Raw genomic sequence first — 13,602 nt, forward strand, 5'->3', positions numbered from 1 at the left:
ACAATCAATCGCCGCCGCCCTGCGGCCGCGCCAGGGTTTCGGCAAGCTCCCACAGCGAGCCCATCTGCCCCGAATGAAAGAGCAGGGGCGGCGCATCGGTCCGCGAGAAGCGTTCCACGCGGCCGAGAATGATGGTGTGATCGCCTTCCTGGTGGCGCGAGTAGGTCGAGCATTCGAAAGTCGCGACGCTGTCGACCAGCCTCGCGCAGCCGTTGGGTGCCAGCTCGAAGGCTCCGGCGAAGCGCTCGAACTTGTCGGCCGCGGGCTTGGCGAAATGCCAGGCCAGGTCGCGCTGATCGGCGGTCAGCACGCTGAGATTGAACGGCCGCGTTGCCAAAAATGCATCGGCGCTGCGCGTGTCGTCGCGGATGCTCCACAGGATCAACGGTGGGTCGAGCGACACCGAAGCGAAGGAGTTGATCGTCATGCCTTCGCGCTTGCCGTCCGGCGTGGTGGTGGTCACGAGGCACACCCCCGTCGGAAAGGCGCCGAGCGCCTGCCGCAGCTGGCGGGCATCGACCGTCTCGGCCGCGTCGCCCGTGATGAGAGCCCAGGAGTACATGGCCGGTGCCTCGATCAGTACTGGCCCTTCGGCTCCAGGCCGAGCAGGTACTGGCCCACCATCGAAGAGACCGCATCCCAGTTGAGGCTGATGTGGCGCGAGATCGCATTCGCATCGCGCCACATGCGCTGGATCGGCTGGTTCAGCGACAGGCCCGCGCCTCCGACGCTCGCGAACACCGCCTCGACGGCATCGCGCGAGAGCCGCGCGGCAAAGGCATGGTCGCGCCGGTTGCGGATGCGCTGCTCGATGCTGATGACATGGCCATCCACGGCCATCTGCTCCACCTGCGCGGTGTCGCGGTAGAGCAGGAGGCGCGCCGCATCGACGCTCGCCGACGCTTCGGCCAGGCGCGACTGCACGGGAAAGAATTCGCTGAGCCGGCTGCCGCCGCCGGCCACCGCCCCCCGGGTGACGCGCGTGCCGGCCAGCGCGATCAGTTCGTCGACCGCGCCTTGCGCCGTGCCGACGATCGGCGACACGAGGCAGACCGGTACCGCCGACAGGAAGGGAATGCGATAGATCGGATTGGCATTGACCTTGGCGCCGGGGGGATTGTTGGACGAAGCCTCCGCGAACGTCAGCTTGCGGTGCCCCGGAATGAACACCGGCTTGTCGATGACGATGGCCTTCGATCCCGTGCCTGCCTGGCCGGCCACGTGCCAGTTGTCTTCGATCGCCCAGTCCGACCGCGGCGCGAGCAGGAAGCCGGCCGTCGGCGGAGCGCCCTTTTCTTCGGGCGGAAACTGCACGCCCAGCAAGGCCCACTGGGAGTTGTCCACGTTCGATGCGAAAAGCCATTTGCCTTGCACCAGATAGCCGCCGTCGACCTTCTCGGCCATGGTCGCCGGCGCATACGAGCCGCAGACGATCGCGCGCGGGTCCTTGCGCCAGACGTCGTCCTGCGCCTGTTCCGGAAAGATCGCGACCAGCCACTGGTGGATGGCGCCGAGCGAGCAGCCCCAGGACGACGAAGTGCAGCCCCGTGCCAGTTCGCTGACCACGTCGATGAATGCCGTGAACCCGTACTCGTAGCCGCCGTAGCGTGCGGGCTGCATCAGCCTGAAGAAACCCGCGTCGTGGAACGCCTGGGTGGTGGCGTCGGAAACGCGGCGGTCCCGTTCGGTTTGCTGCGCCCGCTCGCGCAGCATCGGCACCATATTGCTTGCAGATGCAGCTATTTTTTCGATCGGAGGTGCGTCCTTCACGGGCGACTTTCGGCCCGGAGCGGGAAGATCCACGCGGTCTAGTTGAGCAAAAGGGTTCGCGGCTTCAGTCATGGCGGTCTCCGGATGATGGTGGGGAATTCGACGGGACAAGGCCTTGATTGAATCGCATGAAACTTGCAAATGCAAATAATAAATGCTTGGGGTTTACGCTATATCGATGCCGGCATTCGCCTGTAGCATTCGGCATGGCCATCAGAAAACAAACCGCAGCAAAGGCGCCGCAGCCGCGCAAGGCTCGCACCGAGGTACCATCCAAATTGAATGCAACTGCAGACAAATCGACAGATCACGATCTGGAGCGGGCCATTCCGTACCTGCTTGCGCGCGCAGGCATGCGCATGGGGCAGTCGTTCAGCAAGGAACTCAAGCAGTTCAAGCTCTCTTTGACCGAGTGGCGGGTGTGCGTGGCGCTGCACCACAAGGCGCACCAGCGGCTTTCCGACCTGGCGCTGCACACGTCGACGGACGCTTCCACGCTCTCGCGGGTGGTCGACGGCCTGCTGCAGCGCGGCGTGCTGGTGCGCGACCGGTCGGACGAGGATGCGCGCGCGCTCGCGCTGAGCCTGACCGAGGCGGGCCGCGATCTCACCTTGCGGATCATTCCGCTGGCGCAGGTGTACGAGCGCGTGTCGCTGTCCGGGCTGACCGCTGCGCAAGCCGAGTCGCTGCGGGACATGCTTCGGATGGTCTATGACAACCTGGCGGTGCTGGACAACGAATGACCGTTCGGTGAAGGAGGCGGCGCGATGAACATCAACTCCATCGACCTGAATCTCTTCCTGGTGTTCCAGGCCATCTACGCCACGCGCAGCGTCACGCTCGCAGGCGACCGCCTCGGCATGACGCAGTCCGCGGTGAGCAATGCCCTCAAGCGCATGCGCGAACGCTTCAACGACGCGCTGTTCGTGCGCTCGGCCGACGGGATGGTGCCCACGCCCGTCGCCGAGCGGCTCATCGCTCCCATCGAGGAAGGCATCGCCTGCCTGGTGCAGGCGGTCGACCAGGGCCGCACCTTCGAGCCGGAGACCTCGAGCCGCACGTTCCGGATCGCCGTCAACGACATCGGGCAACTGGTCATGGTGCCGGAACTGCTCTCGGTCGCGCGCGGCATCGCGCCGGGCGTTCGGTTCGAAACCGTGGATGTCTCGGTGGCCGAGGCCCGGCAGCGCATGCTCCATGGACAGATCGACATCGCCCTGGGCAGCTGGGAGGCGATGGGGCCATCGTTCTACCAGCAGCGGCTGTTCGACGAGACCTTCGTCGTGCTGATGTCCAAGGCGTCGCCGCTGGGCACGCGCGAGCGCATCGCGCTCGACGACTATCTTGCGGCCGAGCACATCGCCTATCGGCCCCAGGGCACCACCGACTCCCAGCTTCAGCAAACCCTGGAGAGAGCTGGCGCGCTCGATCGGCGGCGGGTCGTTCTCACGGCCGCCCACTCGCTGGGCCTGACGTCGATCGTCGCCACATCGGGTTTGCTGCTGACCGCGCCGGCACGCCTCGCCAAGGCCATGGTGGCGTCACGCGCGGACCTGCACAGCGTCGAAGCGCCGTTCGAAGTCACGCCCTTCGAGATCCGCCAGCAGTGGCACGAGCGCTTTCACCAGGACAGCGGCAACCGCTGGCTGCGCGAGCTGATCTTCGGGCTCTTCCACGAGCGGTCGAACCGCGATCCTGCGCCGCGGGCACGGGCCACCTGATCACAGCCCGGGCGGCGCCCCTTCCCATGCGCGGTCGAGCAGCGCGCGCAGCGCCGCCTTCTCGAGCGGCCGCGGATTCGGGTACTGATTCGAGACGGCCAGGCCGGCCGCCTGCTCGAGCCCGTCAGCCGGCATGCCGATCGCCTTCAGCGACACGGCGGCGCCGTGCGCTCTTGCCAGTTCGAAGAACCCCATGGCCGCATCCGCGACGCCCAGGGCCCTCGCGATGCGCGCCATGGCCTGTGGCGCCGCGCCTGCGTTGTACGCAAGCGCATGCGGGAGAACCACGGTGTGCACCTGCGCATGCGGCAGGTCGAACGTGCCGCCCAGCGTGTGGCACAGCTTGTGGTGCAGGCCCATCGACACGGCACCGAGCACGGTGCCGCACAGCCAGGCGCCGTAGAGGGCCTGGCTGCGTGCGGGCAGGTCGCGCGGGTTCTCCCGCAGCGGCTGCAGCGACGCCGCGCAGGCGCGGATTCCCTCTTCGGCCATCAACGAGATCACCGGATTGCCGTCGTGCGCATACAGGCCTTCCGCCGCATGCGCCATCGCATTGATCGCGCTCGTGACGCTCAGCTCCAAGGGCAGCGACAGGGTGAGCCTGGGGTCGTAGATGACGACACGCGGAAGCACGCGCGCGTCGCGTCCGGTCTTCTTCAGGCCCGCTTCCGTGATGCCGTAGATGGGCGTCGCTTCGCTGCCCGCGTAGGTCGTCGGCACCGCGATGATCGGCAGGCCGGACTCCAGCGCAATCGCCTTGCCGAGCCCGATGGTGGAGCCACCGCCAACCGCGAGCGCGCAATCCGCCTTCAGCTCGGAGGCCAGTGCGCGGGCCTTGCGCGCGGTCTCGATCGGCACGTGCATGGCTGCTTCGTCGAAGATCCCCGCGATGCGGCCCGGCAGCCGGTCGGCAATGGCTTGCGCCTGCCCGCGCTGGTTGGGCGTGCACAGGACGAGGGCGCGCGTGGCGCCCAGGCGTTCGATCTCCGCCGGCAGCCGGTCGATGCTGTTCGCACCGAAGACGATGCGCGCAGGGCTTGCGGTGTAGACGAAGCGATCCATACCCCTAGTCCTTCGGTGCGGTGTTCAGTACGAAGTCGTAGTCGAGCGTATAGAACGGCACTTTCATATGCGTTCCGTCGGGCGCGACGCCGGGTGCGTGCCGCTTCCAGTCGGCGATGAGGGAGGAGCGCACGCCGAACACGGCGTCCGAATCCAGATAGCGGCCTCCCGAGCGGAACACGTGGGTGATGAGCGTCTCGTAGCCCGGCGCCTTGATCATGAAGTGCAGGTGCGCAGGGCGCCACGGGTGGCGGCCGAGCTGCTCCAGCATCCGGCCCACCGGACCATCGTGGGGAATGGCGTAGGGCACGGCCACGATGGATCTGAAGTGGTAGCGCCCGTCCTCCAGGCTCTTCAGATGGCCCCGGCCCTGCGCGTGGTCCAGCTCGGGCCGCTGCACGTCGTACCAGCCTTCGTCGTCGGACTGCCACACGTCGATGCTCGCATGCCCGATCGGCTCGCCGCCGATGCCGCGGATGGTGCCGCTGACGAAGCAGTGTTCGCCGCTTGCCCCGTTGGAAATGTCCTCGCCATTGCGGTACGCCGGCGCATCGGGCACGTAGAAGGGCCCGAACACCGTCGCCTCGGTGCATCCCGTCGGGCGCCGGTTGCACTGCGCGCTGACCAGCGTCGAAAGCCCCAGCACGTCGGACAGCAGGATGAACTCCTGCCGCTTGTCGTCCGTGATCTTTCCGACCCGCGTGAGAAAGTCGATGCCGCTGGCCCACTCGGCCTCGGTGAGCTGCACCTCGCGCGCGAAGTCGTGAAGATGCCGCACCAGGCTGTCCATCACGGCCTTCAGGCGCGGGCTGGGCGTTGCGGCTTGCGCCTTCAGGGCCGCGCTGGTGATGGTCCATTCGTCGATGTCGATCATGGGTGCCTGTGCCTTGTCGATGAGCGCCCCGGGATCAGGCGAGCTTGAACAGCGACAGCGCGTTCGTCCGGCCGATCTTCTTGCGGTCGGCCTCGCTGATGCTCGTGTCGTTGAACCAGTTCGAGGCGTGGTCGATGTTCTCGAACGGCCAGTCGGTCGAGAACAGGATGCGGTCCGATCCGATCTCCAGCATCGCATCGATCAGCGTCTGGGTGCGGAAGTTGCCGGAGGTCGTCAGATAGAAGTTTTCCTGGAAGTACTCGCAGAGCTTGCGCTGGGCCGGATAGCCCTTGGGCGCCTTGACCCAGGCATTGCGGTGATCGACACGCCACATGTTGTAGGGGAGGCCTTCGCCCAGGTGGCCGAGGATGATCTTGAGGCCTGGATGGCGGTCGAAGAGCCCGCTCGCCATGAGCCGCAGCGCATGCACGGCTGTTTCCTGCGCAAAGGCCCAGGTGGGGCCGAGCAGCCAGGGGTGGCCTTCATAGATCTGCGCCCAGCTCGCGATGGGGTTGCGCGGATGCAGGTAGAACGGCGCATCGAGCCGCTCCGCCGCGGCCCAGAAGGGCGCGTACTGCGGCGCGTCGTAGTAGGCGACGTTGTCGGGCTTGCCGACTTGCGAGAAGCCATTGACCAGCGCACCGCGGAAGCCGAGCACGCTCATGCAGCGCTCGAGTTCCTGCGTCGCCTTCTCGGGGTCCTGCATCGGCAGGGCGGCAAACGCCTGGAAGCGGTCGGGCCGCTTCGCCACCTGCTCTGCAAGGAAGTCGTTGGCGCGCACCGCAAGCTCGTACGCTTTTGCCGGATCGGCCACCGCCTGGACGGCGGGCGCGTTCAGCGAGAGGATCATCATCTCCATGCCGTGCTCGTCCATCTGGCGCAGCCGGCCGTCATGAATGTCGAGCAGGCGGCTGCTGAGCTCCTTCCAATAGACGCCGGGCACGAAGCCGGCCGAATCCTGCAGCGTCTCTGGAATTGCGAAATGTTCTTCGAGACCGATCTTTCCTTGCATGCCTATCTCCTGTGTGCGGGCGGATGGGCCAATCTATGGGTGGCGACAGGCGCGGTCCAACAAAAAACGGTGATAGCGCGCATTCGCAGACCGCATGCAGCGGCAGGGCGGCCGCAACCCATGGGTAGACCCGCCCCAACATTCACAGGCTGCATACGGGACATCCGGAAAATGCGTTGGACCCTCGAAACCGGCACGCCCATGATCGCAGCCACCGCCAGCCATGCCTGGCCGCGATCTTTGCCATTCGAAGGAGACAAGAGCCATGCGCCACATCGATCTTCACAAGCTGGCCGACGACGCCCGCTTCAACCGCTTCCACGGCCTGGTGCTGTTCTGGTGTGCGCTGATCATCGTGTTCGACGGCTACGACCTGTCGGTGGTGGGCATCGCACTGCCCTCGATCATGAAGAAGATGGGCGTCGACGCGACCAATGCCGGCTTCATGGTCAGCTCGGCACTCTTCGGAATGATGTTCGGCGCCATCTTCATGGGGACCATCGCCGACAGGATCGGCCGCCGCTGGGCGATCGCCGTCTGCGTCGGCCTCTTCAGCATCTTCACTGCTTTGGCCGGACTGGCGGAGGATCCCGTTGCATTCAGCGCCATGCGCTTTCTCGCCGGACTCGGCATCGGGGGCGTGATGCCGAACGTCGTGGCGCAGATGACCGAGTATTCGCCGAAGAAGATCCGCGCCACCCTCGTCACGCTGATGTTCAGCGGCTATGCCGTCGGCGGAATGATCGCGGCGCTCCTTGGCAAGGGATTCATCGAAAGCTATGGCTGGCAATCGGTATTCTTCGCCGCCGGCCTGCCGGTCCTTCTGATTCCGTTCATCCTCAAGTCGGTTCCGGAATCGATGCCGTTCCTGCTGGCCCGGGGCCGCACCGAGGAGCTGAAGAAGATCGCCTCCCGGCTCGACCCGAGCTACACGCCGCAGGCGACCGACCGCTTCGTCGTACCGGCCAAGGACCGGGCCGACAGCGCACCGATCAAGCACCTCTTCCACGACGGCCGCGGCTTCAGCACCGTGATGTTCTGGATCGCGTTCTTCATGTGCCTTTTCATGGTCTTCGCGCTGAGCTCATGGCTGACCAAGCTCATGGCCAGCGCGGGCTACAGCCTGGGTTCGGCCTTGACCTTCGTCCTGGTGCTGAACGCAGGCGCGATGGTCGGCGCCATCGCGGGCGGCTGGCTCGCCGACCGCTTCCACATCAAGTACGTGCTCGCGGGGATGTATGCGCTGGCAGCGGTTTCCCTCACGCTGCTGGGCTACAGGATGCCGACACCGGTGCTGTTCATCCTGATCGGGCTGGCCGGCGCGTCGACGATCGGCACGCAGATCGTGGCCAATGCCTACACCGGCCAGTACTATCCGATGGCCGTGCGCGCCACCGGCCTCGGCTGGGCATTGGGGGTCGGCCGCAGCGGCGCGATCCTGGCGCCGATCCTGATCGGCGTGCTGGTCGGCATGAACCTGCCGCTGCACCAGAACTTCATTGCCATTGCCATCCCGGCCGTCATCGGCATGGTGGCGGTGCTGCTGATCCAGCACGACCGGTCGGCGTCGGCGCTGCGCGCGGATGCCGGTCCTGCGCTGGACAAGGTGGCGGCGGGCGTGCCCGGAACGCCTGGAGGCTGAGCACGGCGCGCCCGGCTCCCCGTAAACTCGGGCGATGAACGTGCGTTTTCTCGAAGCCTTCGTCTGGGTCGCCAAGCTGGGCAGCTTCAAGGCGGCCGCCGAGAAGATGCACACCACGCAGGCCGGCATCTCCAGCCGGATCGCCACGCTCGAAGAGCAATTCGGCGTGCGCCTGTTCGACCGCGAGCACCGCGGCGTGATGCTCACCTACCAGGGCACCGAGCTCATGCCCTATGCCGAACGCATGATCGAGATGCAGGCGCGCATGGTTGCCGCCATGGGCCAGGCCGACGCCTTCTCGGGCATGCTGCGCATCGGCGTGATCGAGACGGTGGCCCACACCTGGCTGCCCGACCTGTTTTCGCGCTTTGCCGAGAAATACCCGAACGCCACGCTGGAGCTGATCTCCGACATCACGCCCAGGCTGCGCGATGACCTGCTGCGCGGTACCCTCGACTGCGCCATCCTGTCGGAAGAGATCACGCCGGGCTTCATCGACAATCGGCGCATCGCCAACCTCGCGATGCGCTGGGTCACGAGCCCCTCGCTGGCGCTCAAGTTCCCGTCGCGCAAGCTGCTGTCCTTTGCCGACATCGCCACGCAGCCCATCATCTCCTTCCACCGCGAGTCCGGCGTCTACCGCAACATCGCCCAGAACGCGAGCGGCTGCGCCAACCTGCGCGTGAGCTACTTCTCGTCGCTGGGCGCGATGATCGACCTGGCGCGCACGGGCTTCGGCACGGCGCTGTTGCCGCTGGCCGTGATCCAGCAGGACCTGCTGCACGGCAAGCTGGTGGTGCTGGACGTGGACCCGCTGCCCATTGCGCTGCCGCTGGTGGCCAGCATGCGGCTGGAGCCGGCCTCGCCACTGGCCGAGGCGCTGGTCGGCATGGCGCAGGTATCGTGCGACCAGTTCATCGCCGGCTGCCGCGACGACGTGCTCGCGCCCTGATCCGGCCCACGCCGCGCCCGAGGCTGGGGCGGCCCGATGCGCCAGGGCTGTGCATCACGAAATCCTATCGCCCGCCCAAAGAATTTCCCGTTTGACCCTGCAGGGGCGCGCGACAACACTGCGCGCCATGCACAAACTCATGACCGGAAAAAGACATCGCGAGTTCTTCGCGATCCGCCCCGATGCGGAATCGACCGAATGGTCGACGGTGCCTTGCACCGCGGGACGCATCGAGGAACTGCTGTTGGCCGACAACCTCGACACCGCCGCGCGCAGCGGCTCGCGCACCCGCCTGGCCCGCTGGTCGGCCGGTGCGCTGATCGACCGGCCCGTGGTGCACGACTTCCACGAAGAGGTCTTCATCGTCGAAGGCGAGCTGGTGGTCGGCTGCGACGCGGAAGGCGAGGGCGGCGAAGCCTTCGGCCCCTACACCTTCGCCTGCCGTCCGCCGGGCGCGGTGCACGGCCCCTTCGTGTCGCGCACCGGCTGCGTGCTGTTCGAGATCCAGTACTACGAATGAACCCCCATTCCCCGTCCCGCCCGTTTTCTTGTTCCTGGAGTTTTCCGATGAAGCCTTCGCTGTGTTCCCTCGCATCCGTCGCCGTGGCCGCCGCGCTGCTGGCCGGACCCGCCGCCGCCCAGGTGCCGGCCGGCCCGAAGCTAGCCGTGCAGGCCATCACCCAGGTGGCGCCCAACCTGCCGCAGTACACCAAGGTCGACCAGCCGCTGCTGCGCGACGGCATCGCGAAGGCGACCGGCGGGCGTGTGGAGCTCACGCTCTCGTCCTGGCCCGAACGCAACGTGAACGGCCCCGAAGTCCTGCGCCTGGTGCGCTCGGGCCAGGTCGACATCGCCGCCGCGCCGCTGACCACCGTGTCGGGCGACGTGCCGATGCTCGACGGCGTCGACCTCGCGGGCATGAACGCCGACATCGCCCAGGCCCGCAAGGTGGCCGATGCGATGGTGCCGGTGGCCAACAAGGAGCTGGAGCGCCTGGGCATCAAGCTGGTCGCGACCTATCCGTTCTCGGGCCAGATGCTGTTCTGCCGCAAGCCCGTGGCGAGCCTGGCCGATCTCAAGGGCCTGAAGGTGCGCACCAACGGCCCCTCGGCCTCGGACCTGATCAAGTCGCTCGGCGGCCAGCCGGTGTCGCTGGCTTTCGGCGAGGTCTACACCGCGCTGGAACGCGGCACGGTCGACTGCGGCATCACCGGCGCCGGTTCAGGCAACGGCGTGAAGTGGCCCGAGGTCACGACGCACCTCTACACACTGCCGCTGTCGTGGTCGACCTCGGGCTATTTCGTGAACCTCGCGTGGTGGAACAAGCTCGACCCGGCGATCCGCGCGCAGTTCGAGAAGACGATGAGCGAGGTGCAGGAAGCGCAGTGGAAGCTGGGTGTCGAAGCCACCAACGATGGCATCGCCTGCAACGTCGGCCGCACCGCCGACTGCAAGCTGCACACGCTGATGAAGAAGCCGATGGTCGAAGCCAGGCCCGAGGCCAGCGTTGGCGCGTCGCTGCGCAAGCACCTGGCCGATGACGTGCTGCCCGGCTGGATCAAGCGCTGCGGCGAGCGCTGCGCGGCCGTCTACACCGACGTGATCGCCCCGATCACCGGCATCAAGTACGCCGCGAAATAAGGCTAACCCCCAGTCTTCGCGCACTTCGTGTCGCTGCGCCAACCCCCTTGCAGGGGGCAACACCAGCGGGCCGGCAAAGCCGGTTCCGCGGTGTTCCTGGCAATGCGATGCAAGCGCTCATGAGGCTGGAGGCGTGTGTCCACTGGAGAAATTCGTATGTTCAAGATGCTTGAATGGGTGAGCGCCAAGGCGATGACCATCGCCGGCTGGTGCTACCTCGTGATCACTCTGCTGATCTGCTTCGACATCGCGGCCCGGCGCCTGCTGGGCTTCTCGACCGAGGCAACGACCGAAGTCACCGGCTACCTGATGGCCATCGGCATGAGCTGGGGCCTGGCGGGCACGCTGTTCGAGCGCGGCCATGTGCGCATCGACGTGCTGGTGCAGAAGATGCCGCTGAAGCTGCGCGTCTGGCTGCACCTGGCGTCGCTCATCGCGCTCATGGCCGCTTCGGGCTTCTTCGCCTGGGGTGCTTTCTCGCTGGCCAGGGATTCGTGGGACTTCGGCGCCACCGACCTGTCGGCGCTGCACACGCCGCTGGCCCTGCCGCAGGGCCTGTGGGCCGCGGGCCTGGGCCTGCTGCTGCTGGCCGTGGTCGCGCTGGCCGCGCGTGCCCTGCGCCAGCTTGCCACCGGCGACGCCGACGGCATGGACCGCATGTTGATGGCACGCACCTACGTCGACGAAGCCGCCGAGACGCTGGAGGCCGTGGCCGAAGCACAGCAAGGCATGCAGCAACCCGCCGTGTCCGCAGCGGCCGCAGGAGTCTCCCGATGATCGCCATTGTCTTCATCGTCGCCATCGGCATCCTGATTGCCGGTGCATCGCTCTTCGGGGTGCAGGGGCATGCGGCCGCGGCCGCATCGGCCAGCGTGCCCTGGTGGGCGCTGGCCGCAGTGCTGGTGGCCTTCGTCGGCTTCTTCGCCGGCGGCATCTACGTGGGCGCAGCGCTGGCCGTGCTTTCGCTGCTGGCGGGCTTCGGCCTGTCGGACCGGCCGTTCTGGAACTTCATCGGCGAGATGATCTGGAGCCCCTCGACCAACTTCGTGCTGGTGTCGGTGCCGCTCTTCCTGCTGATGGGGGAGGTGATGCTGCGCGCCGGCCTCTCCGAGCGGCTGTACCGCGCGCTCAACATCTGGATGGGCCGGCTGCCCGGCGGGCTGCTGCACACCAACATCATCTCGTGCGGCGTGTTCTCGGCCGTGGCCGGCTCCAGCGTGGCCACCGCCGCGACCATGGGCTCGGTGGCGCTGCCGTACTTCGAGAAGAGCCACTACCCGCCGAAGCTGGTGCTGGGCTCGCTGGCCGCCGGCGGCGCGCTGGGCAACCTGATCCCGCCGGGCATCACCTTCATCATCTACGGGCTGATCACCGAGACCTCGGTGGGCGCGCTGTACCTGGCGGCGGTGGGGCCGAGCATCCTGGTGGTGCTGTTGTTCACCGCGGTCATCCTGTACTACAGCTACCGGCTGAAGCTGCACGGCGACGAGGCCTCGAAGGCCATCGGCTGGAAGCACCGCATCGCGAGCCTGTCGGACCTGGTGCCCACGGCGCTGCTCATCGCGCTGGTGCTGGGCACCATCTACGCCGGCTGGGCCACGCCCACCGAGTCGGCCGCGCTGGGCGTGGCGGGCAGCCTGCTGCTGGCGCTGGTGGACCGCAAGCTCAAGTGGAAGATGCTGGCCGAGTCGATGCGCGCCACCGCGCGCACCACCTCGATGATCGCGCTGATCCTGTTCGGCGCGTACTTCCTGAACTACATCCTGTCGTCGCTGGGCATTCCGCAGATGCTGGCGAAGTTCCTGACCGGGCTGCCGTTCCCGGGCTGGGTGATCATGCTGGTGATCATCGGCTTCTACCTGGCGCTGGGCACCTTCATGGAAGGCATGTCGATGGTGATCACCACCATTCCGCTGCTGTTCCCGGTGGTCACGGCGCTTGGCTACGACCCGATCTGGTTCGGCGTGGTCATCACCATGCTGGTCGAGATCGCCATGATCAGCCCGCCCGACGGCACCGTGCTCTATGTGCTGCAGGGCATGCGGCGGCAGCCCGGGCCCATCACCGACGTCTTTGCTGGCGTGCTGCCCTTCATGTTCGTCTACATGCTCGCGATCGTCGTGCTGATGGTGTTCCCCGCCATCGCACTGTGGCTGCCGGCCCATCTCATGTGACCCCCCGTTTGCGGAGCCCTTTCATGTCATTGACCCTTTCCTTCGCCTGCGAAAGCGTGGCGGCCGACGGCACGCGTTCGGCACAACTGCTGTCGGTGCCGGCGCGCCAGCTCGTGATTGCCGGCTGGACCGGCCGCGACGCCGCCGCCATTGCCCATCACATCGAGGAACTCGAGGCCATCGGCGTGCCGCGGCCGTCGAGCGTGCCGCTGTACTACCGCGTGAGCGCCGGGCTGCTCACGCAGTCGGCCGCCATCGAGGCGCTCGGCGCGCAGAGCTCCGGCGAGGCCGAGCCGATGCTCTTCTGCGCCGCCGGCGAATGGTGGCTCACCGTGGCTTCCGACCATACCGACCGCCGCGTCGAGACCTACTCGGTCGCCGTGTCCAAGCAGATGTGCGCCAAGCCGGTCGCAACCACCGCCTGGCGCTGGCGCGACGTAGCGCCCTACCAGGACGAGCTGCAGCTGCGCTCGCGCATCCTGGAGGAGGGGCGTTGGATCGACTACCAGCAAGGCACCTTCGCGTCGATCCGCCCACTGGCGGCGCTGCGCGACGGCATCTACCAGGCCGAAGGCGGCGACGAAGGCCGCTTCATGACCTGCGGCACACTCGGCGCCATTGCCAACGGCAAGGGCGAGGGCATCCGCCCGGCCGCCGAGATGGAGCTCGAGATCCACGACCCGCGCCTGAAGCGCAGCATCGTGCACCGCTATGCCGTGCAGGCGCTCGAGGTGGTCGCGTGACGGCCGCCGCC

At 67.0% G+C, this 13,602-nt stretch carries 14 protein-coding genes; 9 read left to right on the forward strand and 5 right to left on the reverse strand.

The window, feature by feature from the left end; translation table 11 throughout:
* Positions 1–4: 4 nt before the first annotated feature.
* Together FB547_RS27545 and FB547_RS27550 are read right to left on the reverse strand one after the other, a co-directional pair.
* Positions 5–562, reverse strand: coding sequence for a flavin reductase family protein (locus tag FB547_RS27545; protein ID WP_145746815.1), 558 nt, complete (start codon positions 560–562; stop codon positions 5–7).
* Between the two features lie 14 nt (positions 563–576).
* Positions 577–1,842, reverse strand: a complete 1,266-nt coding sequence (locus FB547_RS27550; RefSeq protein WP_145746816.1) for an acyl-CoA dehydrogenase family protein — start codon at positions 1,840–1,842, stop codon at positions 577–579.
* 134 nt (positions 1,843–1,976) lie between these two features.
* Between FB547_RS27550 and FB547_RS27555 the strand changes: the two genes are divergently transcribed.
* Together FB547_RS27555 and FB547_RS27560 are read left to right on the forward strand one after the other, a co-directional pair.
* Positions 1,977–2,513, forward strand: a complete 537-nt coding sequence (locus FB547_RS27555) for a MarR family winged helix-turn-helix transcriptional regulator (RefSeq protein ID WP_145746879.1) — start codon at positions 1,977–1,979, stop codon at positions 2,511–2,513.
* A gap of 24 nt (positions 2,514–2,537) precedes the next feature.
* Positions 2,538–3,491 (forward strand): LysR family transcriptional regulator, encoded by a 954-nt coding sequence (locus tag FB547_RS27560; protein ID WP_145746817.1) that lies wholly within the window; start codon positions 2,538–2,540, stop codon positions 3,489–3,491.
* Here FB547_RS27560 and FB547_RS27565 read toward each other — a convergent pair whose 3' ends face one another.
* Genes FB547_RS27565 through FB547_RS27575 form a run of 3 tightly spaced genes read right to left on the reverse strand, consistent with a single transcriptional unit; the run spans position 3,492 to position 6,439 of the window.
* Positions 3,492–4,553, reverse strand: a complete 1,062-nt coding sequence (locus FB547_RS27565) for a maleylacetate reductase (protein WP_145746818.1) — start codon at positions 4,551–4,553, stop codon at positions 3,492–3,494.
* A 4-nt stretch (positions 4,554–4,557) separates the two neighbouring features.
* Positions 4,558–5,427 carry an intradiol ring-cleavage dioxygenase gene (locus FB547_RS27570; protein WP_145746819.1) on the reverse strand — a complete coding sequence of 290 codons (870 nt, stop codon included), beginning with the start codon at positions 5,425–5,427 and terminating at the stop codon, positions 4,558–4,560.
* A 34-nt stretch (positions 5,428–5,461) separates the two neighbouring features.
* On the reverse strand, positions 5,462–6,439 hold the full coding sequence (locus FB547_RS27575; RefSeq protein ID WP_145746820.1) for an amidohydrolase family protein: 978 nt from the start codon (positions 6,437–6,439) through the stop codon (positions 5,462–5,464).
* 265 nt (positions 6,440–6,704) lie between these two features.
* On the opposite strand from FB547_RS27575, the gene FB547_RS27580 reads away from it, so the two are divergent.
* The 7 genes from FB547_RS27580 (at position 6,705) to FB547_RS27610 (ending at position 13,591) form a co-directional block, all read left to right on the forward strand.
* Complete coding sequence (locus tag FB547_RS27580) at positions 6,705–8,081, forward strand: MFS transporter (protein ID WP_145746821.1); 1,377 nt, start codon at positions 6,705–6,707, stop codon at positions 8,079–8,081.
* 34 nt (positions 8,082–8,115) lie between these two features.
* A complete protein-coding gene (locus tag FB547_RS27585; RefSeq protein WP_145746822.1) occupies positions 8,116–9,033 on the forward strand; it encodes a LysR family transcriptional regulator in 918 nt (305 codons plus the stop codon).
* 139 nt (positions 9,034–9,172) lie between these two features.
* On the forward strand, positions 9,173–9,553 hold the full coding sequence (locus FB547_RS33390; RefSeq protein WP_186454260.1) for a cupin: 381 nt from the start codon (positions 9,173–9,175) through the stop codon (positions 9,551–9,553).
* Positions 9,554–9,600: 47 nt separating this feature from the next.
* A complete protein-coding gene (locus tag FB547_RS27590) occupies positions 9,601–10,674 on the forward strand; it encodes a TRAP transporter substrate-binding protein (RefSeq protein ID WP_186454261.1) in 1,074 nt (357 codons plus the stop codon).
* A 156-nt stretch (positions 10,675–10,830) separates the two neighbouring features.
* Positions 10,831–11,451, forward strand: coding sequence for a TRAP transporter small permease subunit (locus FB547_RS27600; RefSeq protein ID WP_145746824.1), 621 nt, complete (start codon positions 10,831–10,833; stop codon positions 11,449–11,451).
* Positions 11,448–12,848, forward strand: a complete 1,401-nt coding sequence (locus tag FB547_RS27605; protein ID WP_145746825.1) for a TRAP transporter large permease — start codon at positions 11,448–11,450, stop codon at positions 12,846–12,848. Before FB547_RS27600 ends, FB547_RS27605 begins: the two co-directional genes overlap by 4 nt.
* Positions 12,849–12,871: 23 nt before the next feature.
* A complete protein-coding gene (locus FB547_RS27610) occupies positions 12,872–13,591 on the forward strand; it encodes a DUF2848 domain-containing protein (RefSeq protein ID WP_145746826.1) in 720 nt (239 codons plus the stop codon).
* Positions 13,592–13,602 lie beyond the last annotated feature (11 nt).

Origin of the sequence: Variovorax beijingensis, from assembly GCF_007828835.1 — a bacterium.
GTDB lineage: Bacteria > Pseudomonadota > Gammaproteobacteria > Burkholderiales > Burkholderiaceae_C > Variovorax > Variovorax beijingensis_A.

What these genes read in the sequence shown, in the direction of transcription:
- FB547_RS27545 (WP_145746815.1), bottom strand. Translation starts at nt 562, where the DNA reads ATGTACTCCTGGGCTCTCATCACGGGCGACGCGGCCGAGACGGTCGAT.
- FB547_RS27550 (WP_145746816.1), bottom strand. Translation starts at nt 1,842, where the DNA reads ATGACTGAAGCCGCGAACCCTTTTGCTCAACTAGACCGCGTGGATCTT.
- FB547_RS27555 (WP_145746879.1), top strand. Translation starts at nt 1,977, where the DNA reads ATGGCCATCAGAAAACAAACCGCAGCAAAGGCGCCGCAGCCGCGCAAG.
- FB547_RS27560 (WP_145746817.1), top strand. Translation starts at nt 2,538, where the DNA reads ATGAACATCAACTCCATCGACCTGAATCTCTTCCTGGTGTTCCAGGCC.
- FB547_RS27565 (WP_145746818.1), bottom strand. Translation starts at nt 4,553, where the DNA reads ATGGATCGCTTCGTCTACACCGCAAGCCCTGCGCGCATCGTCTTCGGT.
- FB547_RS27570 (WP_145746819.1), bottom strand. Translation starts at nt 5,427, where the DNA reads ATGATCGACATCGACGAATGGACCATCACCAGCGCGGCCCTGAAGGCG.
- FB547_RS27575 (WP_145746820.1), bottom strand. Translation starts at nt 6,439, where the DNA reads ATGCAAGGAAAGATCGGTCTCGAAGAACATTTCGCAATTCCAGAGACG.
- FB547_RS27580 (WP_145746821.1), top strand. Translation starts at nt 6,705, where the DNA reads ATGCGCCACATCGATCTTCACAAGCTGGCCGACGACGCCCGCTTCAAC.
- FB547_RS27585 (WP_145746822.1), top strand. Translation starts at nt 8,116, where the DNA reads ATGAACGTGCGTTTTCTCGAAGCCTTCGTCTGGGTCGCCAAGCTGGGC.
- FB547_RS33390 (WP_186454260.1), top strand. Translation starts at nt 9,173, where the DNA reads ATGACCGGAAAAAGACATCGCGAGTTCTTCGCGATCCGCCCCGATGCG.
- FB547_RS27590 (WP_186454261.1), top strand. Translation starts at nt 9,601, where the DNA reads ATGAAGCCTTCGCTGTGTTCCCTCGCATCCGTCGCCGTGGCCGCCGCG.
- FB547_RS27600 (WP_145746824.1), top strand. Translation starts at nt 10,831, where the DNA reads ATGTTCAAGATGCTTGAATGGGTGAGCGCCAAGGCGATGACCATCGCC.
- FB547_RS27605 (WP_145746825.1), top strand. Translation starts at nt 11,448, where the DNA reads ATGATCGCCATTGTCTTCATCGTCGCCATCGGCATCCTGATTGCCGGT.
- FB547_RS27610 (WP_145746826.1), top strand. Translation starts at nt 12,872, where the DNA reads ATGTCATTGACCCTTTCCTTCGCCTGCGAAAGCGTGGCGGCCGACGGC.